This window comes from Bradyrhizobium sp. JR4.1 (assembly GCF_040548605.1).
In the GTDB taxonomy this organism is placed as follows: Bacteria; Pseudomonadota; Alphaproteobacteria; order Rhizobiales; family Xanthobacteraceae; genus Bradyrhizobium; species Bradyrhizobium canariense.
The window spans coordinates 95,707-118,095 of the sequence record NZ_JBEPRY010000013.1 but is presented as its reverse complement, the minus strand read 5'-3'; the positions used below and the strand labels follow the sequence as shown (position 1 = coordinate 118,095).

At 64.4% G+C, this 22,389-nt stretch carries 20 protein-coding genes; 14 read left to right on the top strand and 6 right to left on the bottom strand.

The genetic code is table 11. The annotated features are described in order from the left end of the window. Nucleotides 1-226 precede the first annotated feature (226 nt). A complete protein-coding gene (locus tag ABIB90_RS24190) occupies nucleotides 227-1,003 on the top strand; it encodes a DUF1223 domain-containing protein (protein WP_007598850.1) in 777 nt (258 codons plus the stop codon). 595 nt (nucleotides 1,004-1,598) lie between these two features. After that, complete coding sequence (locus ABIB90_RS24185) at nucleotides 1,599-1,967, top strand: DUF2794 domain-containing protein (RefSeq protein ID WP_007598853.1); 369 nt, start codon at nucleotides 1,599-1,601, stop codon at nucleotides 1,965-1,967. A gap of 93 nt (nucleotides 1,968-2,060) precedes the next feature. On the opposite strand, the gene ABIB90_RS24180 is transcribed toward ABIB90_RS24185, so the two are convergent. The 4 genes from ABIB90_RS24180 to ABIB90_RS24165 form a co-directional block, all read right to left on the bottom strand. Further along, nucleotides 2,061-2,591: a GNAT family N-acetyltransferase gene (locus tag ABIB90_RS24180; protein WP_354201512.1), complete on the bottom strand. Its 531-nt coding sequence runs from the start codon at nucleotides 2,589-2,591 to the stop codon at nucleotides 2,061-2,063. 285 nt (nucleotides 2,592-2,876) lie between these two features. Further along, nucleotides 2,877-3,668, bottom strand: coding sequence for a Bax inhibitor-1/YccA family protein (locus ABIB90_RS24175; RefSeq protein ID WP_007598855.1), 792 nt, complete (start codon nucleotides 3,666-3,668; stop codon nucleotides 2,877-2,879). A gap of 270 nt (nucleotides 3,669-3,938) precedes the next feature. Then, on the bottom strand, nucleotides 3,939-6,509 hold the full coding sequence (locus tag ABIB90_RS24170; RefSeq protein WP_354201510.1) for an ABC transporter permease: 2,571 nt from the start codon (nucleotides 6,507-6,509) through the stop codon (nucleotides 3,939-3,941). Then, complete coding sequence (locus ABIB90_RS24165; protein WP_007598857.1) at nucleotides 6,506-7,228, bottom strand: ABC transporter ATP-binding protein; 723 nt, start codon at nucleotides 7,226-7,228, stop codon at nucleotides 6,506-6,508. Before ABIB90_RS24165 ends, ABIB90_RS24170 begins: the two co-directional genes overlap by 4 nt. A gap of 55 nt (nucleotides 7,229-7,283) precedes the next feature. Here ABIB90_RS24165 and ABIB90_RS24160 point away from each other — a divergent pair, with 55 nt between their 5' ends. Together ABIB90_RS24160 and thpR are read left to right on the top strand one after the other, a co-directional pair. Continuing rightward, nucleotides 7,284-7,919 (top strand): arylesterase, encoded by a 636-nt coding sequence (locus ABIB90_RS24160; protein ID WP_354201559.1) that lies wholly within the window; start codon nucleotides 7,284-7,286, stop codon nucleotides 7,917-7,919. Between the two features lie 174 nt (nucleotides 7,920-8,093). Next, nucleotides 8,094-8,630: an RNA 2',3'-cyclic phosphodiesterase gene (thpR, locus tag ABIB90_RS24155; protein WP_007598862.1), complete on the top strand. Its 537-nt coding sequence runs from the start codon at nucleotides 8,094-8,096 to the stop codon at nucleotides 8,628-8,630. Between the two features lie 67 nt (nucleotides 8,631-8,697). Here the strand turns inward: thpR and ABIB90_RS24150 are convergent, their stop codons facing one another. Further along, nucleotides 8,698-8,952, bottom strand: a complete 255-nt coding sequence (locus ABIB90_RS24150; RefSeq protein ID WP_354201509.1) for a type II toxin-antitoxin system VapB family antitoxin — start codon at nucleotides 8,950-8,952, stop codon at nucleotides 8,698-8,700. 139 nt (nucleotides 8,953-9,091) lie between these two features. Between ABIB90_RS24150 and zapE the strand changes: the two genes are divergently transcribed. The 10 genes from zapE to ABIB90_RS24100 all read left to right on the top strand — a co-directional run bounded on the left by zapE (nucleotide 9,092) and on the right by ABIB90_RS24100 (nucleotide 21,678). Continuing rightward, complete coding sequence (gene zapE, locus ABIB90_RS24145; RefSeq protein ID WP_007598866.1) at nucleotides 9,092-10,276, top strand: cell division protein ZapE; 1,185 nt, start codon at nucleotides 9,092-9,094, stop codon at nucleotides 10,274-10,276. 250 nt (nucleotides 10,277-10,526) lie between these two features. Then, nucleotides 10,527-11,495 (top strand): malate dehydrogenase, encoded by a 969-nt coding sequence (gene mdh, locus ABIB90_RS24140; RefSeq protein ID WP_007598869.1) that lies wholly within the window; start codon nucleotides 10,527-10,529, stop codon nucleotides 11,493-11,495. Nucleotides 11,496-11,712: 217 nt separating this feature from the next. After that, the gene (gene sucC, locus ABIB90_RS24135) at nucleotides 11,713-12,909 is read left to right on the top strand and encodes an ADP-forming succinate--CoA ligase subunit beta (protein ID WP_007598871.1); all 1,197 of its coding nucleotides are present in this window, start codon (nucleotides 11,713-11,715) and stop codon (nucleotides 12,907-12,909) included. 4 nt (nucleotides 12,910-12,913) lie between these two features. Then, on the top strand, nucleotides 12,914-13,393 hold the full coding sequence (locus tag ABIB90_RS24130) for a DUF1579 family protein (RefSeq protein ID WP_007598873.1): 480 nt from the start codon (nucleotides 12,914-12,916) through the stop codon (nucleotides 13,391-13,393). Between the two features lie 34 nt (nucleotides 13,394-13,427). After that, complete coding sequence (gene sucD, locus ABIB90_RS24125) at nucleotides 13,428-14,312, top strand: succinate--CoA ligase subunit alpha (RefSeq protein WP_007598874.1); 885 nt, start codon at nucleotides 13,428-13,430, stop codon at nucleotides 14,310-14,312. Between the two features lie 137 nt (nucleotides 14,313-14,449). After that, entirely contained in the window at nucleotides 14,450-17,419 is a 2,970-nt protein-coding gene (locus tag ABIB90_RS24120; protein WP_354201508.1) for a 2-oxoglutarate dehydrogenase E1 component, read from the top strand. 182 nt (nucleotides 17,420-17,601) lie between these two features. Then, entirely contained in the window at nucleotides 17,602-18,846 is a 1,245-nt protein-coding gene (gene odhB, locus ABIB90_RS24115; protein ID WP_007598877.1) for a 2-oxoglutarate dehydrogenase complex dihydrolipoyllysine-residue succinyltransferase, read from the top strand. 52 nt (nucleotides 18,847-18,898) lie between these two features. Next, nucleotides 18,899-19,660 carry an SDR family oxidoreductase gene (locus ABIB90_RS24110; protein WP_088941101.1) on the top strand — a complete coding sequence of 254 codons (762 nt, stop codon included), beginning with the start codon at nucleotides 18,899-18,901 and terminating at the stop codon, nucleotides 19,658-19,660. A 56-nt stretch (nucleotides 19,661-19,716) separates the two neighbouring features. Continuing rightward, entirely contained in the window at nucleotides 19,717-21,114 is a 1,398-nt protein-coding gene (lpdA, locus tag ABIB90_RS24105) for a dihydrolipoyl dehydrogenase (RefSeq protein WP_219681809.1), read from the top strand. A gap of 33 nt (nucleotides 21,115-21,147) precedes the next feature. Further along, nucleotides 21,148-21,678 carry a hypothetical protein gene (locus ABIB90_RS24100; protein ID WP_219681808.1) on the top strand — a complete coding sequence of 177 codons (531 nt, stop codon included), beginning with the start codon at nucleotides 21,148-21,150 and terminating at the stop codon, nucleotides 21,676-21,678. 104 nt (nucleotides 21,679-21,782) lie between these two features. Here the strand turns inward: ABIB90_RS24100 and ABIB90_RS24095 are convergent, their stop codons facing one another. Next, nucleotides 21,783-22,373, bottom strand: a complete 591-nt coding sequence (locus tag ABIB90_RS24095; RefSeq protein WP_007598882.1) for a DUF4337 domain-containing protein — start codon at nucleotides 22,371-22,373, stop codon at nucleotides 21,783-21,785. Between the last annotated feature and the right edge of the window lie 16 nt (nucleotides 22,374-22,389).

The following is a 22,389-nucleotide window of genomic DNA, read 5'->3' as shown; positions in this document are numbered from 1 at the left end:
TTGTGAACGGTGGCTCACTGCGAAGTGAGTAGTAGGTTACACGAAGGCGGCCTATCACAAGGCCGCCTTCACGCGTTTGCGGCAGGCTTCAGATGGGCCCGCCCGGCGGAGAACCCCACGCTTTGGACGGTTACTTTGGCGGACGAAAGTGTGAGGCCCGTAAGACTACGGTGACCATCCGGCGGTAAGATTTCCCTCTCACGAGCAATGGTGTACGGCGTTCGACATGACAACAATGACGGCTTCTCATCTGGTTTCACGCTGGTCCGGCGCCCTCTGGTCGGGAGCTCTTGGTCTCTGTGCAATCGTCGCCGTCATTCGTCCTGCCGAGGCTGATCCCCGCGCCGTTGTCGAATTGTTTACCTCGCAGGGCTGCTCCTCCTGCCCGCCGGCCGACAAGATCATCGGCGACCTCGCCCGCGATCCCTCGATCATCGCGCTGAGCATGCCGATCGACTATTGGGACTATCTCGGCTGGAAGGACACATTGGCCGATTCGCGCTTCTCTGCACGGCAGCGTGCCTATTCGCGCATGCGCGGCGATCGCGAAGTCTACACACCGCAGGTCGTGGTCAACGGCTCCACGCATGTCGTCGGCAGCGACCGCACCGGCATCGAAAGCGCGATCGGCAAAACCGACACGGGCACGGGCGTGATGAGCGTGCCGGTGACGATGTCGCTCGCGGGCAAGCAGATCAACGTCTCGGTGGCCGCGAGCAACGAGCCGACCGTGTCCCACGGCGAGGTCTGGATCTGCTCGATTGCGAAATCGGTGCCGATCGCGATCAGCCGCGGCGAAAATCGCGGACAGCAGGTCATCTATCACAACGTGGTGCGCAACCTACTCAAGGTCGGCGACTGGACCGGCCGTCCGGAAAGCTGGACGGTGCCGATCGAGAACCTCACGCGCGACGGCGTCGACGGTGCCGTGGTCTATGTTCAGGACGGCAGCCGCGAGAAGCCGGGCCCGATGCTGGGCGCGGCGTATACGTCGCTGCACTGACGCGCACACTTCGAATCTTCCGACTCAAGCACGCTCTCAATCCTCATGGTGAGGAGGCGCGTCAGCGCCGTCTCGAACCATGCAGGCCCTACTGTGGCAGCTCGGCCTCGATCCTTCGAGACGCCGCTTCGCGGCTCCTCAGGATGAGGGGAGAGAGTTTGTGCGGAGATGGTGAGATATGCGTCGAGGCAGAAACATCCCGACACAGACAAAACCGACCCAAACAAAAAAGGACCAACTCGCGTTGGCCCTCCTTGTCGTGCGAACAGACCCGATCCTGACGGCCCCGGGGGGCTGGGGGCTGAGGAATCCGGAACCGAAAGGACCGGGTCAACGCACACAAGTCTTTTCGCAATGCAGGGCGGCAGTCGCTTGGCGGAAAAGCGGCGACACTATGATTCCTGCTAACGATCCCGTGACGGTTTGCCGCGACAGAGTTCCACCGCTGCGTGTGGGCGGTTTGCTCCGGTCCAGTGTCCTTCCAGGGGCCCCTTGCGGTGGGGAACAGTTGGCGCGATCATGCAACTGTCATGATCCGCGGTTCCGGGGACGGTCTTCGCGGACGCGGTCATGCTGATGCGACAGGAGGCGACCTATGAGTCTGTCGGAGGATGCCGATCCGAGCGAACAGCGCGCGGCGGCGCGCCCCGCCGCTTCGAATGCGCAGCTGAGCCGCGTGACGTTCAATCGGCTCGAGCTGCACCGTATTCTCAATCTCTACGGCCGGATGGTCGCCGACGGCGAGTGGCGCGACTATGCCATCGACTTCCTCAGGGATCGCGCCGTGTTCTCGGTCTTCCGCCGCGCCTCGGAAGTGCCAATTTATCGTATCGAGAAGGATCCGCGCCTCGCGCGCAAGCAGGGCATGTACAGCGTGATCTCGGCGACGGGCTTGATCCTGCGCCGCGGCCACGAGCTGGAGCGCGTGCTCCTGGTGATCGATCGCAAATTGGCGGTGGTGTGAGCAGGGATCCAGTAGCCCGGATGAGCGTAGCGACATCCGGGTCTTTGCTTGCAGCCTTCCCGGGTATCGCTTCGCTCACCCGGGCTACGGGCCTTACTTCCCCGGCACGCTCTTCGCGCCCTCACCAAGGTCCCGCTGCATCATCACCGTGTCCAGCCAGCGGCCGAATTTCAGCCCGACGCTGGGATGCGTGCCGATCATCTTGAAGCCGCCCTTGGTGTGCACGCCGATCGAGCCGGCATTGGCGGAATCGCCGATCACGGCAATCATCTGGCGGAAGCCGCGTGCCTCGCATTCGACGATCAGCCGCTCCAGCAGGAGTGCCCCGATGCCGCGGCGGTGGAAGGACGGATCGAGATAGATCGAGTTCTCGACCGTGAAGCGGTAGGCCGGGCGCGGCCGGTAGGCCCCGGCATAGGCGTAGCCGGCGACGCGCCCGTCGAGGACAGCGACGAAATAGGGATAGCCGCCGTCGATCAGAGCACGGTAGCGGCGCGTCATCTCGGCGAGGTCGGGCGGCTCCAGCTCGAACGTCGCGGTGCCCTCGCGGACGGCCTGCTGGTAGATGGCGGTGATGGCGGGGAGGTCGGCCTCAGTGGTGGGCCTGATATCGGGTGCGGACATGGGGCAAGATTAGAGCCTTCCTGGAACGGCTGGAAGAGGCGAACGGCCTCCCCACGTCGTCATTGCGAGGGAAGCAGCCTCCATCTTCTGCGCTGTCATGCCCCGCGTAGGCGGGGCATCCAGTACTCCGAGACAGCACGGCTAGGATCGAGGCGCTGCGGCGTACTGGATCGCCCGCCCCAGTGCGCAATTGCGCACAAGGCGGGCGATGACGACGTCCGGCCCACCCAAACAAAAACCCCGGCCTTTCGGCCGGGGTTCGTGTCCGTCCTCTCGCCTCAGCGCTTAGTCGCGCTGGCCGAGGAGCTGCAGGAGCAGCGTGAACAGGTTGATGAAGTTCAGGTACAGCGACAGCGCGCCGGTGATGGCCGCACGCTCTGCGATGTCACCGCCGGCCGAGGCGTAGCCGTAGATGTAGTCGTTCTTCAGCCGCTGGGTATCCCAGGCGGTGAGGCCCGCGAACACCAGCACGCCGACAACCGACACCACGAACTGCAGCACCGAGCTCGCCAGGAACAGGTTTACCAGGCTCGCGATCACGATGCCGATCAGGCCCATGAACAGGAACGAACCCATTCCGCTCATGTCACGCTTGGTGGTGTAGCCGTAGAGGCTGAGCGCGCCGAAGGTCGCCGCGGTGATGAAGAACACCCGCACGATCGAGGTGTGCGTGAACACCAGGAAGATCGAGGACAGCGAGACGCCCATCAGCGCCGCGAACACCCAGAACAGGATCTGGGCGGTCGAGGGAGCGAGACGGTTGATGCCCGCCGAGATCACGAACACCATGGCGAGCGGCGCGAGCATGAACAGCCACTTCAGCGGGCTGACGAACATCGCGTAGCCGAACGGCGTCAGGAACAGCTTGCCGACGCGGACGGCTTCCGGGGTCGGAACATCCGTCACGGCGGCCATGTAGACGCCGAGCGCGGCCAAGCCGGTGATGGCGAGGCCAATGCTCATGTAGTTGTAGATGCGCAGCATGTAGGCGCGCAGGCCGGCATCGACCGTCGCGGCGTCAACACGCCCGGCGGCCCTGCCGAAAGGAGAAGCGTAATTGCGGTCTAGGTCCGACATGGTCGAATTCCCGTTGGTTGGTCCGGTCCGGCATGAGGGTCGCCATGCCGCCGGTTCGTCAAACTCTATCTCGGATACCGATGTCTGCCGACTAAATTTTGGCTAACAATCGGGGCTCCGAACCCACTCGATATGTGGGAAACTAACACATCCGCTGCAACCGTCCACGCGCGGCTGAATGTCGCCCTTCCCTGCAATCCAGACGAGCGGACGTGGTTAATCGCCGGAATCGTGCGATTTCGCTCCCGTGCCGCCGCCCGCTACCATTTGTCACAAATTCCGCAACACCGTGGCGGGCTTTTTGTTCAACGCCAGCAGCGTGCCGGCGAGCCCGAGGCCGACCGTGACGACCAAGGCAGCCGCGACCACGCCGGCGGCGCTGCCGCCCTGCCAGACGAAAGTGAGGGTCATCAGCCGGGTCACGATCATCCAGGCCGCGACGCTGCCGGCGAAAACGCCGAACACCGCCGTAGCGAGGCCAATCAGGAGGTATTCGAGGGCATAGGCGCCGAGCAGCCGCAGCCGGGTCGCGCCCAGAGTCTTGAGGATTACAGCATCGTAGACCCGGTGGCGATGGCCGGCGGCGAGCGCGCCGCCCAACACCAGGATCGCCGAGATCAGGGTCACCGCGCTGGCGCCGCGGATCGCCAGCGCCAGGTTGGTCACGACCGAGCCGACCGTCTCCATCACCTCGCGCACGCGCACGCTCGTCACCATCGGATAGGCGTCAGCCACCTCCCTGATGATCTTGCCGTCGCCGGCCGCATCGCCGCCGGCTTCCGTCAGCGTCGCGATGTGGGTGTGCGGCGCGCCCTTGAACGCGTTCGGCGAAAACACGAGGACGAAATTGATGCCGAGGCCCTGCCAGTCGATGCTGCGCAGATTGCTGATCTTCGCGGGGATGTCGCGGCCGAGGATATTGACCACGACCTCGTCGCCGAGCTTGAGGCCGAGTCCGTCCGCGATCTTCTTCTCCATCGAAACCAGCGGCGGGCCGGAATAATCGGCGCTCCACCACTCGCCCTCGACCACCTTGGAGCCCTTCGGCAGCTCGGCGGTATAGGTCAGGCCACGGTCGCTCTGCAGCACCCACTCGGAATCGGCGCTGGGCTTGAGCTCCTCGGCGCGGACGCCGCGGGCTCCGACGATGCGCCCGCGCAGCATCGGCACGTCATCGACCTTCGCGCCAGGGGCGAGCTGGCGCAGATATGAGTCGAACTGCTCGGCCTGCGTGCTCGGAATGTCGATGAAGAAGAACGATGGCGCGTGCTCGGGCAGTGCCGCCAGGAACTGCCGGCGCAGATTGCCGTCGATCTGGGTGATGGTGACGAGCACGGCGAGGCCGAGCCCGAGCGACAGCACGACGGAGGGCGTCAGCGCGCCCGGCCGGTGGATGTTGGCAATCGCAAGCCGCAGCATCGGCCACCGCGTGCGCGGCAGCCGCCGTGCGATCGTCATCAGCAGAGCGGCAATGCCGCGCAGCAGCGCGAACACGACCACGGAGGAGGCCACGAACACCGCGGCGATGCGCTTGTCGAAGGATAGCCCGATCACGACCGCGATGAGCAGCGCGATCACGACGGCCATGAAGACGAGATAGCTCCAGCGCGGCCGGTGCCATTCGGAGCTGATGGTGTCGCGGAACAGCGCGGCCACCGGCACGTCGTGCACCCGCCCGAGTGGCCACAGGCCGAATGCAAGCGCCGTCAGCAGCCCATAGACGAACGACAGCGCGAGTTCGTCGGCATGCACCGCCGGCACCACCGGCAGCGGCAGCAGCTTGCCGAACAGGCCGACGATTGCGAAGGGCATGGCGGCGCCGAGCGCGAGGCCGATCGCCGAGCCGATCGCGGCGAGCAGGAGAACCTGGGCCAGATAGATGCCGAACACGTCGCGCCCGGTGGCGCCGACGGCCTTGAAGGCCGCGATCACCTCGAGCTTGTGGTCGATATGGGCCTTGACGGCATTGGCGACGCCGACGCCGCCGACCAGCAGCGCGGCGAGGCCGACCAGCGTCAGGAACTGCGTGAAGCGGTTGATGTTGCGCTCGAGCTGCGGCGAGGCGTTGGAGCGGCTGCGGACCTCCCAGCCGGCCTGCGGCGCAGCGTTGCGCGAATCCGCGATGAAGGCTTCGGTGGCGCGCTCGCCGTTGGCGATCTCCGGCAGCTTCACACGGTAGACCCAGCGCACCAGGCTGCCGGGCTGGACCAGCCCCGTGGCGCGCAGGCCCGCTTCGCTGATCAGGAAGCGCGGGCCGAAGCCGATGCCGCCGGCGAGCTTGTCGGGCTCGGCTTCGACGGCGCTGCGGATCTGGAACGTCGCAGCCCCGACGGTGACGCGATCGCCGGTCTTGAGCGACAGCCGCGCCAGCAGCGTCGGATCGGCGGCCGCGCCGAACGCGCCGTCGTGCTCTGCGAGCAGGTCGGACATCGGCAGCGGCGGCGCCAGCGTCAGCTGTCCCAGCATCGGATAGGTGTCGTCGACGGCCTTCATCTCGACCAGCGCCAGCTTGCCCTCGGCCGAGCGCGCCATGCCGCGCAGTGTGGCGGCGCTCGAGACGGTGCCGCGCGAACGCAGGAAGGCGACTTCCTCCGGCTTCGCCTCGCGCTGAAACAAGACGAAGGACACGTCGCCGCCGAGCAGCGTACGGCCCTCGCGGGCGAGGCCGTCGCTCAGGCTCGCCGAGACCGAGCCGACGCCGGCGATCGCCATCACGCCGAGCGCGATGCAGGCAATGAAGACGTAGAAGCCGCGCAGGCCGCCGCGCAATTCGCGCAGCGCGTAGCGCAGCGACAGCGCAACGCCATTGGGCTTCGCAAACGGTTCGGCAGCGAGGCTCATGCCGGCGCCGACTGCGTGTCGATGCGCCCGGAGCGCAGGCGGATCACGCGATCGCAGCGATGCGCGAGCGAGGAATCGTGCGTGACCAGCACCAGCGTCATGCCGCGCTCGGCATGCTTGCTGAACAGCAGGTCGACGATCTGTTGTCCCGTGGCTTCGTCGAGATTGCCGGTCGGCTCGTCGGCAACGAGGATCGCGGGATCGGGTGCCAGCGCGCGGGCCAGCGCGACGCGCTGCTGCTCGCCGCCGGAGAGCTGCGTCGGATAGTGATGCAGACGGTCGCCGAGCCCGACCGATTGCAGCTCCTGCGCCGCGCGCTTTGTGGCGTCGGGATTGCCCGCAAGCTCGAGCGGCACCGCGACGTTCTCCAGCGCGGTCATGGTCGGGATCAAATGGAAGGACTGGAAGACGATGCCGACCTGGCGGCCGCGGAAGCGGGCCAGCGCGTCCTCGTCGAGGGCATTGAAAGGCGTGCCGCTGACCACCACCTCTCCGCTATCAGGACGCTCCAGCCCCGCCATCACCATCAGCAGCGTGGATTTGCCCGAACCTGACGGGCCGATCAGGCCGATCGTCTCGCTCCGGCCGACGCGCAGGCTGATATCCTTGAGAATGTGAACGCGTGCCGCGCCCGTACCCAATGACAGATTGACGTTGGAGATGGCGATGGTGTCCGCCGAACTGTCGGCGAGCGAAGAGGAAGAGATGCGAGTGTCCATGGTCCGGTCATATGGCAACTCCGCACGCGCGGTCGAGAGGCGTTACGGATTGTTCATGCACATAGCCGTGTTGATGCTCGCTTTGATGACGGTGCCAAATCCGGCATGGGCCGAGGCGGCGAAACCGATCAAGCTGGTGGTTCTCGGCGATTCCTTGAGCGCCGGCCTCGGCCTCCCGGCCCAGCAAGCGTTCCCCACTGGGCTTCAAAAAGCCTTACAATCCAAAGGCATAGACGTCGACATGACCAATGCCGGGGTGTCCGGCGACACCTCCTCGGGGGGCCGTGACCGGCTCGACTGGTCGGTCCCCAACGGAACCGACGGTGTGATCATCGAGCTCGGCGCCAACGATGCGCTGCGCGGCATCGATCCCGATTTGACGCGCACCGCGCTGACCGAGATCGTCCAGCGCCTCAAGGCGCGCAAGATCGCGGTGATGCTGTGCGGTATGCTGGCGCCGCCGAATTACGGCGCGGACTATGCCGCGCGCTTCAATTCGATTTATCCGGATCTGGCGAAAAAATTCGGCGTGCCGCTCTATCCGTTTTTTCTCGACGGTGTCGCGGCCGATGCCAAGCTCAACCAGGCCGACGGCATTCATCCGACCGCGGCCGGCGTCGACATCATCGTCAGGAATATCTTGCCCACGGTTGAGGCATTCATTGGCACGATAGCTGAGCAGCGGCGTTGAAAAGCAGGCAACGCTAACCGTAATTCCCAGGGTTTTACCGGGGTGAGGCGCGCGATGCTTCGCAGAGTCACACAACTGCGATAGGAATTGAGGTACCGGTGATTCGTCGCCGGCTCTAAAATTTGGATATGATCTTGCCCTGGGATCATGCCCAAGCATCGGGAGTGCGAAACGATGCCGCGTTTGTTCACTGGTCTGGAAATTCCGGCCGAGATTGGTCAGTCGCTTTCCAATTTGCGGGGCGGCCTTCCCGGCGCCCGCTGGATCGATCCCGAAAATTATCACGTCACCCTGCGCTTCATCGGCAATATCGATGGCATGTCCGCCAACGAAATCGCCTCGATGCTGTTTCGCGTCGACCGCAAGCCGTTCGAGGTGAAGGTGCAGGGTTTGCAGAGTTTCGGCGGACGCAAGCCGCGCGCGGTGGTCGCCACCATCGTGCCGAGCAAGCCGCTGATGGAATTGCAGGCCGAGCTCGAGCGCCTGATGCAGCGGATCGGCCTCGACCCTGAAGGCCGCAAGTTCATCCCGCATGTCACGCTGGCCCGGCTGCACGACGCCACCGACCGTGACGTCGCCGATTATCTTTCGCTGCGCGGCTATTTTCCCAGCAAGGCGTTCACGGCCGAACGTTTCGTGCTGTTCTCGTCCCGCGCATCGACGGGCGGCGGCCCGTATGTGGTCGAGGACGCTTATGAGTTGTGTGAGTGAGTCTGGCTCGCAGAAGATGGAGCGACGCCGACCCATATGGCGCGTAGATGCCTAGCATCGACTGAAGTCAGAATGGCAATCCGTGTTCGTCGTATCCAACTATTTCGTCGGGCATCCGGTCGGCTAATACAGGCAGCTCGCTCCAGCGTCGACGGATTGCGGCCATATCCTCCAAAAGAGCAGTTTTGCAGTACTGATTGTCGATGCGCCTGAGGCGCTCTTCGATAGCTCGCGTCGTAGCAAGGGCAACCGTCTCGCCAGTGAGTTGCGCCAGACGCCTCGCGAGACGTTCGACCTCGGAGTCCTCGATACTAAGGGCCATGCCAGGAACCTCAAAGTAGCCGCTTTAGCCCTGTGATATCTCAATTATTCGCCTCCGACCACGTGGATGTGGGCGGAGCGCATAAGCCCTTGCGCCAATACGGAGTTGCAATTTCCGCTCATCTCTGGCGGTAAAGAGCATGCTCTCGACCCCCAGTTCCTCATTCCGCGAAGCCTATCAGGCCCAGATCGCGTCCGGTGCGATCGAGCCCGACGCTGCGCAGGCCGAAATCGCCGACGCCTATGCGGCGCTCGACCAGCGGCTCGCCGATTACAAGCCGCAGCGCAAGCAGGGCCTGCTCAGCCGCCTGTTCAGCAGCGACAAGGACGAGGCGCCGCATGGGCTCTACGTCCATGGCGAGGTCGGCCGCGGCAAGACCATGCTGATGGATCTGTTCTTCCAGCACTCGACCGTCGAGCACAAGCGGCGCGCGCATTTCCACGAATTCATGGCCGATGTGCACGAGCGCATCTACGATTTTCGCCAGGGCATCGCCCGAGGCGAGATCGCCGACGGCGACGTCATCGCGCTGACGGCGCATGCGATTTTCGAGGAGAGCTGGCTGCTCTGTTTCGACGAATTCCACGTCACCGACATCGCGGACGCGATGATCCTCGGCCGCCTGTTCGCAAAGCTGCTGGAGCTCGGCACCGTGGTGGTTGCGACCTCCAACGTCGCGCCTGACGACCTCTACAAGGGCGGTCTGAACCGTTCGCTGTTCCTGCCCTTTATCAAACAGATCACCGACCACATGGACGTGCTGCGGCTCGACGCGCGCACCGACTTCCGGCTGGAAAAGCTTCAGGGCGTGCCGATGTGGTTGACGCCGGCAGACACCGAGGCCGACGCCGCGCTCGACCGCGCCTGGTCGAAGATGTCAGGCAGCGCCAAATGCAAGTCGCGCGATATTTCGATCAAGGGCCGCATCCTGCACGTGCCGTGCTCGGCCCACGGCGTGGCGCGCTTCGCGTTCGCCGATCTCTGCGAGAAGCCGCTCGGGGCATCCGACTATCTCAGGCTGGCGCACGACTATCACACCATCCTGGTCGACCATATTCCAGTGATGGATTTCTCCCAGCGCAACGCCGCCAAGCGTTTCATTACGCTGATCGACACGCTCTATGACAATGCCGTGAAGCTGATGGCCTCGGCCGATGCCAACCCGATCTCGCTCTATCTCGCCAATGAGGGCAACGAGGCCAACGAGTTCAAGCGCACCGCCTCGCGCCTGATCGAAATGAGCTCGGAATCCTATCTGGCACTGCCCCACGGTCGCAAGGATTCCACCGCCAGCGGTTCGACCAAGGGGTTGGTGGAGACTTAAGTCCTATTTCACCATCTTCTCCGGCGTCATTCCGGGGCGCGACGAAGTCGCGAGCCCGGAATCCATCCTGCCGCCTCATGGATTCCGGGCCTGCGCCTGTTGGCGCATCCCGGAATGACAGCCTGGGTATTCTGGCTGCTATCCCGGCAAGCCCGACAATTGGGCAACCCGTGACTTGAACGGGGGAGGCGAAAGGGATAACCACCCGTCTCAGTTTTCCCCTCCTTACGTGTCTAAAGGACAGGTTCACATGGCGCGCGACAAGATTGCTTTGATTGGCTCCGGTCAGATCGGCGGAACGCTGGCTCATCTCATCGGCCTGAAAGAGCTGGGCGACGTGGTGATGTTCGACATCGCCGAGGGCGTGCCGCAGGGCAAGGCGCTCGACATCGCGCAGTCCTCGCCGGTCGACGGCTTTGACGCGCACTACACCGGCGCCAACTCCTACGAGGCGCTCGACAACGCAAAAGTCTGCATCGTCACCGCCGGCGTGCCGCGCAAGCCCGGCATGAGCCGCGACGACCTCCTCTCGATCAACCTCAAGGTCATGGAACAGGTCGGCGCCGGCATCAAGAAATACGCCCCCGACGCTTTCGTCATCTGCATCACCAACCCGCTCGACGCGATGGTCTGGGCGCTGCAGAAGGCTAGCGGCCTGCCGCACAAGAAGGTCGTCGGCATGGCCGGCGTGCTGGATTCGTCGCGCTTCCGCTACTTCCTGGCCGACGAGTTCAACGTTTCGGTCGAAGACGTCACCGCCTTCGTGCTGGGCGGCCATGGCGACACCATGGTGCCGCTGGTAAAATACTCCACCGTCGCCGGCATCCCGCTGCCCGATCTCGTCAAGATGGGCTGGACCTCGCAGGCGCGCCTCGACGAGATCGTCGACCGTACCCGCAACGGCGGCGCCGAGATCGTCAACCTCCTCAAGACCGGCTCGGCCTTCTACGCGCCGGCGGCTTCCGCGATCGCGATGGCCGAGAGCTATCTGCGTGACAAGAAGCGCGTGCTGGCCTCGGCCGCCTACCTGAACGGCGAATACGGCGTGAAGGACATGTATGTCGGCGTGCCCGTCGTGATCGGCTCCAAGGGCGTTGAGCGCGTCGTCGAGATCGAGCTCGTCGGCAAGGATCGCGAAGCCTTCGACAAGTCGGTCGGCGCGGTGCAGGGTCTGGTTGATGCCTGCAAGAAGATCGCACCCGATCTTCTGGGCCGCTAAGGTCGAAACATTCCGCCGAAGATCGAAAACCGGTCTTCGGCGGTTTCATTTCCGGGGTCCGCCAAACCTTGTTTAAGGTTGGGGCGGGTCCTGGTCCGCAAGTCCAGAAATCGATGTCAGAGAATCCGGGTTGCAGTTCCTGTGGTATATGGTATGCCAGCCACAAGACTGAGGTGGGCCTACGAGGTCACCGCCCGCGGGTTCAGGGAGCGACCATATGAATATCCATGAATATCAGGCCAAAGCGCTGCTGAACGAGTTCGGCGTCGCGATCTCCAAGGGCGTTCCGGTCCTGAAGGCGGCCGATGCGGACGCGGCGGCAAAGGCACTCCCGGGCCCGGTCTGGGTTGTGAAGAGCCAGATCCACGCCGGCGGCCGCGGCAAGGGCAAGTTCAAGGAAGCCTCGGCCGGCGACAAGGGCGGCGTCCGCATCGCCAAGTCGGCCGCGGAAGTTTCCGAATTCGCCAAGCAGATGCTCGGCGCCACGCTCGTCACGATCCAGACCGGCCCCGCCGGCAAGCAGGTCAACCGCCTCTACATCGAGGACGGCTCCGACATCGACAAGGAATTCTACCTCTCGATCCTGGTCGACCGCGAAACCTCGCGCGTCTCGTTCGTGGTGTCGACCGAGGGCGGCGTCAACATCGAGGACGTCGCGCACAACACGCCTGAGAAGATCGTGACCTTCTCGATCGATCCCGCGACCGGCATCATGGGCCATCACGGCCGCACCGTCGCGAACGCGCTGAAACTCTCCGGCGATCTCGCCAAGCAGGCCGAGAAGCTCACCGCGCAGCTCTACGCGGCGTTCGTCGCCAAGGACATGTCGATGCTGGAGATCAACCCGCTGGTCGTGACCAAGCAGGGCCAGCTCCGCGTGCTCGACGCGAAGGTGTCGTTCGACGACAACGCCCTGTTCCGTCACCCCGAGGTGCTCGCGCTGCGCGACGAGACCGAGGAAGACGCCAAGGAAATCGAAGCGTCGAAACACGACCTCAACTACGTCACCCTCGACGGTAATATCGGCTGCATGGTCAACGGCGCCGGCCTCGCGATGGCGACGATGGACATCATCAAGCTCTACGGCATGGCGCCGGCGAACTTCCTCGACGTCGGCGGCAGCGCCAGCAAGGAGAAGGTCGCGGCCGCCTTCAAGATCATCACCGCGGATCCCAACGTGAAGGGCATCCTGGTCAACATCTTCGGTGGCATCATGAAGTGCGACGTGATCGCCGAGGGCGTCACGGCTGCGGTTCGTGAAGTCGGCCTTAGCGTGCCGCTGGTGGTTCGCCTCGAAGGCACCAATGTCGAGCTGGGCAAGAAGATCATCCGTGAGTCCGGCCTGAACGTGGTGCCGGCCGACAATCTCGACGACGCTGCGCAGAAGATCGTGAAGGCCGTCAAGGAAGGCTGAGGCCATGACCCAGGACCATCTCGCTGCATCATCCCCGCTGCCGGAGCACGCGCGTCTTGCCGCGTTCGCCGGTGAATGGAATGGCGAAGAGGTGGTCTTTCCGTCGCGCTGGACGGAGGGCGGGACGGCGACCTCTCACGTCGTGGCCCACATGGATCTCAATGGCTTCTACCTGATCCAGGACTCGGTCCAGACCCGCGACGGCAAGCAGAGCTTCGCCACCCACGGCATCTTCACCTTCGACCGCGAAGACCGGACCTACAAATTGTTCTGGTACGATTCGCTCGGCTACACGCCGCCCTCGCCCGCCTCCGGCGGGTGGGTCGGCAAGACCCTGACGCTGGTGCGCGGCTCGCTCCGCGGCAATGCGCGCCACGTCTATGAAATCATCGACGACGATTCCTATTCGTTGAAGATCCAGTTCTCGCCGGACGCGGAAGGCTGGGCCGACGTGCTCACCGGCGTCTACCGCCGCATCCACTGACCTCTCACTCGTTAGTTTCGCGAAAGCAGACCTCATGTCCATCCTGATCGACAAGAACACCAAGGTCATCTGCCAGGGCTTTACCGGCAAGAACGGCACCTTCCACTCGGAGGCTGCGATTGCCTATGGCACCAAGATGGTCGGCGGCACCTCGCCGGGCAAAGGCGGCGCGACGCATCTGGGCCTGCCGGTGTTCGACACCGTGCGCGAGGCGCGTGAGAAGACCGGCGCCGATGCGTCCGTGATCTACGTGCCGCCTCCGGGCGCGGCCGATGCGATCTGCGAGGCCATCGATGCCGAGATCCCGCTGATCGTCTGCATCACGGAAGGTATCCCGGTCATCGACATGGTCAGGGTGAAGCGTTCGCTGGCGGGCTCCAAGTCGCGCCTGATCGGGCCGAACTGCCCGGGCGTCATGACCGCCGGCGAGTGCAAGATCGGCATCATGCCGGCCAACATCTTCAAGACCGGCAGCGTCGGCATCGTCTCCCGCTCGGGGACCCTGACCTACGAAGCCGTGTTCCAGACCACCCAGGAAGGCCTCGGCCAGACCACCGCGGTCGGCATCGGCGGCGATCCGGTCAAGGGAACCGAGTTCATCGACGTGCTGGAAATGCTGCTCGGCGACCCCAAGACCGAGTCGATCATCATGATCGGCGAGATCGGCGGTTCCGCCGAGGAAGACGCCGCCCAGTTCCTCAAGGACGAGGCCAAGCGCGGCCGCCAGAAGCCGATGGTCGGTTTCATCGCCGGTGTCACAGCCCCTCCCGGCCGCCGCATGGGCCACGCCGGCGCGATCATTTCCGGAGGCAAGGGGGACGCCGGTTCCAAGACCGACGCGATGAAATCGGCTGGAATTACAGTGTCCCCGTCTCCCGCTCGGCTCGGGCACACGCTTGCCGAAAAATTGAAAGCCTGATTCACACCTTCGTAATTTTCCGGGCGAAGTTTCGCAGCAAATAGGGTAAATGGTGCCTGTCGCGCTGGTCCTCTGCCGGGGAGCCCAGCGCCAGCGCCGTTTGTTATGCGCGAACCGAAATCGCCAGGAACTCAAGTATGTCTCGCCAAGACGCGAACGCAGCCTTTGCCCTCTCCTCCTTTTTGCAGGGCACCAACGCCACCTACATCGACGAAATCTACGCCCGCTACGAGAAGGACCCGTCCTCGGTGGATGCCGAGTGGCAGGAATTCTTCAAGAGCCTCAACGACCAGCCGGGTGACATCAGCAAGAACGCCCAAGGACCGTCCTGGGAGCGCGCCAATTGGCCGCTGACCCCGCAGGACGATCTGACCTCCGCGCTCGACGGCAATTGGGCGGAAGTCGAGAAGACGGTCGGCGCCAAGATCGCGGCCAAAGCGCAGGCCAAGGGTGGCGACAAGGGCGGCGGCCTCTCCTCCGCCGATTTGCTCCAGGCCACCCGCGACTCGGTCCGGGCCCTGATGCTGATCCGGTCCTACCGCATGCGCGGCCACTTCCACGCCAAGCTCGATCCGCTCGGCATCGAAGCCCAGCGCAATCGCGAAGAGCTCGATCCGCGGACCTACGGCTTCAGCGAAGCCGATTTCGACCGCAAGATCTTCCTCGACCATGTGCTCGGTCTCGAATACGCCAGCTTGCGCGAAATCACCGCGATCTGCGAGCGCACCTACTGCCAGACGCTCGGCGTCGAGTTCATGCACATCACCAACGCCGCGCAGAAGGCGTGGATCCAGGAGCGCATCGAGGGGCCGGACAAGGAAATCTCCTTCACCCGCGAAGGCCGCCGCGCCATCCTGATGAAGCTGGTCGAGGCCGAAGGCTTCGAGAAGTTCTGCGACACCAAGTTCACCGGCACCAAGCGCTTCGGCCTGGACGGTGCTGAATCGCTGATTCCCGCGCTCGAGCAGATCATCAAGCGCGGCGGCAATCTCGGCGTGAAGGAGGTCGTGCTGGGCATGCCGCATCGCGGCCGCCTCAACGTGCTGACCCAGGTGATGGGCAAGCCGCATCGCGCGCTGTTCCACGAGTTCAAGGGCGGTTCTGCCAATCCTGATGCGGTCGAAGGCTCGGGCGACGTCAAATATCACCTCGGCGCGTCCTCGGATCGCGAGTTCGACGGCAACCGCATCCATCTGTCGCTGACCGCCAACCCCTCGCATCTCGAGATCGTCGATCCCGTGGTGCTCGGAAAAGTCCGCGCCAAGCAGGATCAGCACGGCGATCCGCCGGATATGCGCATCTCGGTGATGCCGCTGCTGATGCATGGCGACGCCGCGTTCGCCGGCCAGGGCGTGGTTGCGGAATGCTTCGGCCTGTCGGACCTGAAGGGCTACCGCACCGGCGGCTCCGTGCACTTCATCGTCAACAACCAGATCGGCTTCACCACCTATCCGCGTTATTCCCGTTCGTCGCCTTACCCGTCCGACGTGGCGAAGATGATCGACGCGCCGATCTTCCACGTTAACGGCGACGATCCGGAAGCCGTCGTGTTCGCGGCCAAGGTCGCGACCGAGTTTCGGCAGAAATTCCACAAGCCCGTCGTCATCGACATGTTCTGCTACCGCAGGCATGGCCATAACGAAGGCGACGAACCGGCTTTCACCCAGCCGGTGATGTACAAGAAGATCGCGGCCCATCCCTCGACGCTCGAGCTCTACGCCCGCCGCCTCATCAGCGAAGGCGTGCTGACCGAGGGCGAGGTCGAGAAGGCCAAGGCCGACTGGCGCGCGCGGCTCGATGCCGAGCTCGAAGCCGGCTCCGGCTACAAGCCCAACAAGGCCGACTGGCTCGACGGCAAATGGGCCGGCTTCAAGATCGCGGATCAGGAAGAAGATGCGCGGCGTGGCGTCACCGGCGTCGACATCGCCGCACTGAAGGACATCGGTCGCAAGATTACCAAGGTGCCGGATGGTTTCCGCGTCCACCGCACCATCCAGCGCTTCCTCGAAAACCGCGCCAAGGCGATCGACGGCGGCACGGGCATCGACTGGGCGACCGGCGAGGCGCTGGCGTTCTGCACGCTGCTCAACGAGAACCACCATGTCCGCCTGTCTGGACAGGATTCGGAGCGCGGCACCTTCTCGCAGCGCCACTCGGTCCTGATCGACCAGGAAGACGAGAGCCGCTACACGCCGTTCAACCATCTCGGTCACGAGCAGGGCCATTACGAGGTCATCAACTCGCTGCTGTCGGAAGAAGCCGTGCTCGGCTTCGAATACGGCTATTCGCTCGCCGAGCCGAACACGTTGACCCTGTGGGAAGCGCAGTTCGGCGACTTCGCCAACGGCGCGCAGGTCGTGTTCGACCAGTTCATCTCCTCGGGTGAGCGCAAATGGCTGCGCATGTCCGGCCTCGTCTGCCTCCTGCCGCACGGCTATGAAGGCCAGGGACCGGAGCATTCCTCGGCGCGTCTGGAGCGTTATCTCCAGATGTGCGCTGAAGACAACATGCAGGTGGTCTATCCGACCACGCCGGCGAACTACTTCCACGTGCTGCGTAGGCAGCTCCATCGCGAGATCCGCAAGCCGCTGATCGTGATGACGCCGAAGTCGCTGCTGCGTCACAAGCGGGCGGTGTCGCGCCTCGAGGAGCTCGCGAAGGGAACGACCTTCCACCGCATCCTGTATGACGACGCCCAGATGCTGCCGGGCGAAGCGGTCAAGCTCGTGCCCGACGAGAAGATCCGCCGCATCGTGCTCTGCTCGGGCAAGGTCTATTACGACCTCTACGAGGAGCGCGAGAAGCGCGGGATGGACGACATCTACCTGATGCGCATCGAGCAGCTCTATCCGGTGCCGCTCAAGGCGCTGGTGGCCGAGCTGTCGCGCTTCAAGAAGGCCGAAGTGGTGTGGTGCCAGGAAGAGCCCCGCAACATGGGTGCCTGGCACTTCATCGAGCCCTATCTGGAATGGGTGCTGAACCAGGTGAACGGTGCGAGCCGGCGTCCGCGTTACGTCGGCCGCGCCGCCTCCGCCGCGACCGCCACAGGTCTGATGTCGAAGCATCAGGCGCAGCTGAAGGCGTTCCTGGACGAAGCATTGAGCTGAACTTTTTCGAGCTGCGTTATGCGCCGCCTTGTGTGCAATGGCGCACTGGAGCGGGGCATCCGGCAAACCGTGGCGTCCGTCGTGAATGCGAACGTTTCGGCTTGCTGGATGGCCTGCTTTTCGCAGGCCGATGACACCTGAAAATTCCCGACCGCATTGGCGATCTCCTTAAGGAAAAGACCATGACTGAAATTCGTGTGCCGACCCTCGGCGAATCCGTCACCGAGGCCACCATCGGCCGCTGGTTCAAGAAGGCCGGCGATCCCGTCGCCGTCGACGAGCCCTTGGTGGAGCTCGAGACCGACAAGGTCACCATCGAAGTCCCGGCGCCGTCCGCGGGCACGCTGAGCGAGATCATCGCCGCAGATGGCACGACCGTTGCGGTCGGTGCGCTGCTCGGACAGATCACCGAGGGCACGGCCGGCGTCGCAAAGACGCCCGCCAAGCCGGCTGCCGCGCCCGCGCCTGCTCCCGCCGCGGCGGCTCCATCCGCCGCCCCGGCCGCGTCGAAAGCACCGCCGGCCGACTCGCCGCTCGCGCCCTCCGTGCGAAAGCTCTCGGCCGAGACCGGCATCGACGCCTCGACCGTTCCCGGCTCCGGCAAGGACGGCCGTGTCACCAAGGGCGACATGCTCGCCGCGATCGAGCGTGCGGCCTCGGCGCCGACCCCGGTCAACCAGCCGGCCGCAGCGGTCCAGGTTCGCGCACCCTCGCCGGCCGACGACGCAGCCCGCGAAGAGCGCGTCAAGATGACCCGGCTGCGCCAGACCATCGCGCGCCGCCTCAAGGACGTGCAGAACACCGCCGCCATGCTCACGACCTTCAACGAGGTCGACATGACCAACGTCATGGCGCTGCGTGCGCACTACAAGGATGCGTTCGAGAAGAAGCACGGCTCGAAGCTCGGCTTCATGGGCTTCTTCACCAAGGCCGTCGTGCAGGGGCTGAAGGACATCCCGGCCGTCAACGCCGAGATCGACGGCACCGACCTGATCTACAAGAACTACTACCACATCGGCGTCGCCGTCGGCACCGACAAGGGCCTCGTCGTGCCCGTGGTGCGCGACTGCGACAACAAGTCGATCGCGGAGATCGAGAAGGGCATCGCCGATTTCGGCCGCCGTGCCCGCGACGGCCAGCTCAAGATCGACGAGATGCAGGGCGGCACCTTCACCATCACGAACGGCGGCATCTACGGCTCGCTGATGTCGACCCCGATCCTGAACGCGCCGCAGTCGGGCATTCTCGGCATGCACAAGATCCAGGAGCGGCCGATGGTCGTCGGCGGCAAGATCGAGGTCCGCCCGATGATGTATCTGGCGCTGTCCTACGATCACCGCGTCATCGACGGCAAGGAAGCCGTGACCTTCCTTGTTCGCGTCAAGGAGAGCCTGGAAGATCCGGCGCGCCTGGTGCTCGATCTCTGATCGCTGATGCTCTGCGAGCGCCGTCGCCTTACGCGACGGCGCGTGTCGAACCATGGAGACGCGCGTGACGGATAAAGTCGTTGTCATCACCGGCGGCAGCCGCGGCATCGGGCGGGCGACCGCGATTGCGGCGGCCGCGCGCGGCTTTCGCGTCGTGGTCGGCTATGCCAGCAACAAGACCGCCGCCGACGAGGTGGTCGCCGAGATCGCGGCCAGCAACGGCAAGGCCATCGCGGTGAAATGCGACGTCGCCGAGGAAAGCGATATCCTGGCGCTGTTCAAGGCCGCGGACGCGTTCGGCACGCTCGGGGCGCTTGTCAACAATGGCGGTATTGTCGGGACCAGCGGCGTGCGCGTCGACGAGATGTCGGCCGAGCGCATCCAGCGCGTGATGGCGGTCAATGTCACCGGCTCCATCCTCTGCGCGCGAGAAGCGGTGAAGCGGATGTCGACCAGGCACGGCGGCCAGGGCGGCGTCATCGTCAATCTGTCGTCGGTTGCTGCCAAGCTCGGCGCGCCGAACACCTATGTCGACTATGCCGCGTCCAAGGGCGCGATCGATTCCTTCACCGTCGGCCTCGGCCATGAGGTTGCCGGCGAGGGCATTCGTGTCGCGGGCATCCGGCCCGGCCTGATCGACACCGAAATCCACGCTGCCGGCGGTGAGCCCGACCGCGCCCATCGTCTGGCCCATATGGTGCCTATGAAGCGCGTCGGTACTGCCGATGAAGTCGCCAATGCCATCGTCTGGCTGATGTCGGACGAGGCCTCCTACGTCACCTCAGCCATTCTCGATGTGTCCGGCGGACGCTGACGCGCCGCGCGGACGCTGACACATCCCTCAACGCTAAACTTACGGGACTTTCTCTCATGGCATACGATCTCGTCGTCATCGGCACCGGACCGGGCGGTTATGTCTGCGCGGTGCGTGCAGCGCAGCTCGGCATGAAAGTCGCCGTGGTGGAAAAGAACGCGACGCTCGGCGGCACCTGCCTCAATGTGGGCTGCATGCCGTCGAAGGCGCTGTTGCACGCCTCCGAAATGTTCGAGGAGGCCGGACACTCCTTCGCCAAGATGGGCGTCAGCGTTTCCGCGCCGAAGCTCGATTTGCCTGCGATGATGAACTTCAAGCAGCAGGGCATCGACGGCAACGTCAAGGGCGTCGAGTTCCTGATGAAGAAGAACAAGATCGACGTGCTCAAGGGCGCCGGCAAGATTCTCGGCACCGGCAAGGTCGAGATCTCCGCCGACGGCAAGTCGCAAGTGATCGAGACCAAGAGCATCGTGATCGCCACCGGCTCGGACATCGCGCGGCTCAAGGGCATCGAGATCGACGAGACGCGCATCGTGTCGTCGACCGGCGCGCTGTCGCTGGACAAGGTCCCCGGCAAGCTCTTGATCGTCGGCGCCGGCGTGATCGGCCTCGAGCTCGGCTCAGTGTGGAAGCGTCTCGGCGCCGAAGTCGTCGTCGTCGAATTCCTCGACCGCATCCTGCCCGGCATGGACGGGGAGATCGCCAAGCAATTCCAGCGCATCCTGGAGAAGCAGGGCTTTGCGTTCAAGCTGGGTGCCAAGGTCACGGGCGTGGACACCTCCGGCAAGGCGCTGAAGGCGACGGTCGAGCCCGCCGCCGGCGGCGCTGCCGAGACGCTGGAAGCCGATGTCGTTCTCGTCTGTATCGGCCGTGTGCCGTACACGGATGGGCTGGGCTTGAAGGAAGCCGGCGTTGCGCTCGACAATCGCGGCCGCGTGCAGATCGATCCGCACTTCGCCACCAGCGTGAAGGGCGTCTATGCCATCGGCGACGTCGTCGCGGGCCCGATGCTCGCGCACAAGGCCGAGGATGAAGGCGTCGCGGTTGCCGAGATCATCGCGGGGCAGGCCGGCCACGTGAACTACGATGTTATCCCAGGCGTCGTGTATACCACGCCGGAAGTATCCTCCGTCGGCAAGACCGAGGAGGAGCTGAAGCAGGCGGGCGTGGCTTATACGGTCGGAAAGTTTCCCTTTACCGCCAACGGCCGCTCCAAGGTCAACCAGACCACCGACGGCTTTGTGAAGATTCTCGCAGATGCGAAGACCGATCGCGTGCTCGGCGTGCACATTATCGGCATTGAGGCCGGCGAAATGATCCATGAGGCGGCCGTTCTCATGGAGTTTGGCGGCAGCGCGGAGGATCTCGCGCGCACCTGCCACGCGCACCCGACCCGCTCCGAGGCCATCAAGGAAGCCGCGCTTGCAGTCGGCAAGCGGGCCATCCATATGTAGGTGGCGCCCAGCGCCGAATCGGGCGGGAAACACATGCTACGCCGCCTGCTTCAACCGGTCTGGGTCCTGCTTGCGATCATCTTCCTGATCGAAGCCTGGCTGTGGGACCATCTCGAACCGATCGTCGCGCGGGTTGTCGCAATTGTCCCGCTCGCCCGGTTCAAGCAATGGCTGTCGGACCGCGTCGATGCGCTGTCGCCGGCGATGACGCTGATCGTGTTCGCCGTGCCCATCATCCCGCTGTTTCCGCTCAAGCTGGTCGGCCTGTGGCTGCTCACGCACGAATACTGGACCAGCGCGGTCTTCACCATCGTGTTCGCAAAGCTGCTCGGGGTCGGTGTCACCGCCTTCGTGTTCGACGTGACGCGCGACAAGCTGATGGAGATGCACTGGTTCGAGCGGCTTTATGATCTGGTGCTGAAGCTGCGTGCCAAGGCCGCCGAGCTGGTCGATCCGGTCAAGCGGCGCATCAAGGAGCTGATCGCCGGCAACGGCGAAGGCTGGTCCTCACGAACCCTCCGCCTGATCCAGCGTTTTCGCAAGAGCGTGCACGAAGCGCGTTGAGCGTCGACGCAATGAGCGTCGCGTAGCCCGGATGAGCAAAGCGATATCCGGGATTCCTTATTGTGGCTCCCCGCATGTCGCTGCGCTCATGCGGGTTACGAGCCTCAATGCAGATGCAGCAGATGCGGCGACCATGCGCCGAGCACGGTCATTCCAAGTCCGGCAAGCGACAGCAGGCCCGCGATCCAGGCGAGCGGTAGCATGCCGGTGATGATCGTCGCCGAGGCCAGGACGATGCCGATCTGGAAGGCTGCCGACGCCAGCTCGAAGTGATGATATTTCGCAGTCGCCTCGTCGCGTTCATGCTCGGCGTGCTTGGCCTTTTCGGCCAGCTGCTCGGTGCCTTCGCCGGTCTCGGGCTCGGAGCGGTAACGCTGCGCGGTCTTCTGCCAGTCCTCGATCTGCTTCTGCACGGCCACCTTGTTGGCCTCGTCGCTCGCCGCGCCGAGGATGAGCTTGCCCTGGTCGGCCATGGTCTGCACCACGGTGCGGCGGATGCTCTTGGCCTGGAAGAAGGCCCAGAGGTTGGAGGCCTCGACGTTCTTGCTGATCGATTCGGTCTGGGCGCCCTTGCCGAGCGTCTCGGAGATCGCCAGGAACAGCGCCAGGACCGCGATCAGGAGCGCGATCTTCTTGTTCGAGCCGGACGCGTGTTCGGCGTGCTCGGCATGCTCCATGCTTTCATGTGCGCTCATAAATTCCTCCTGGCTC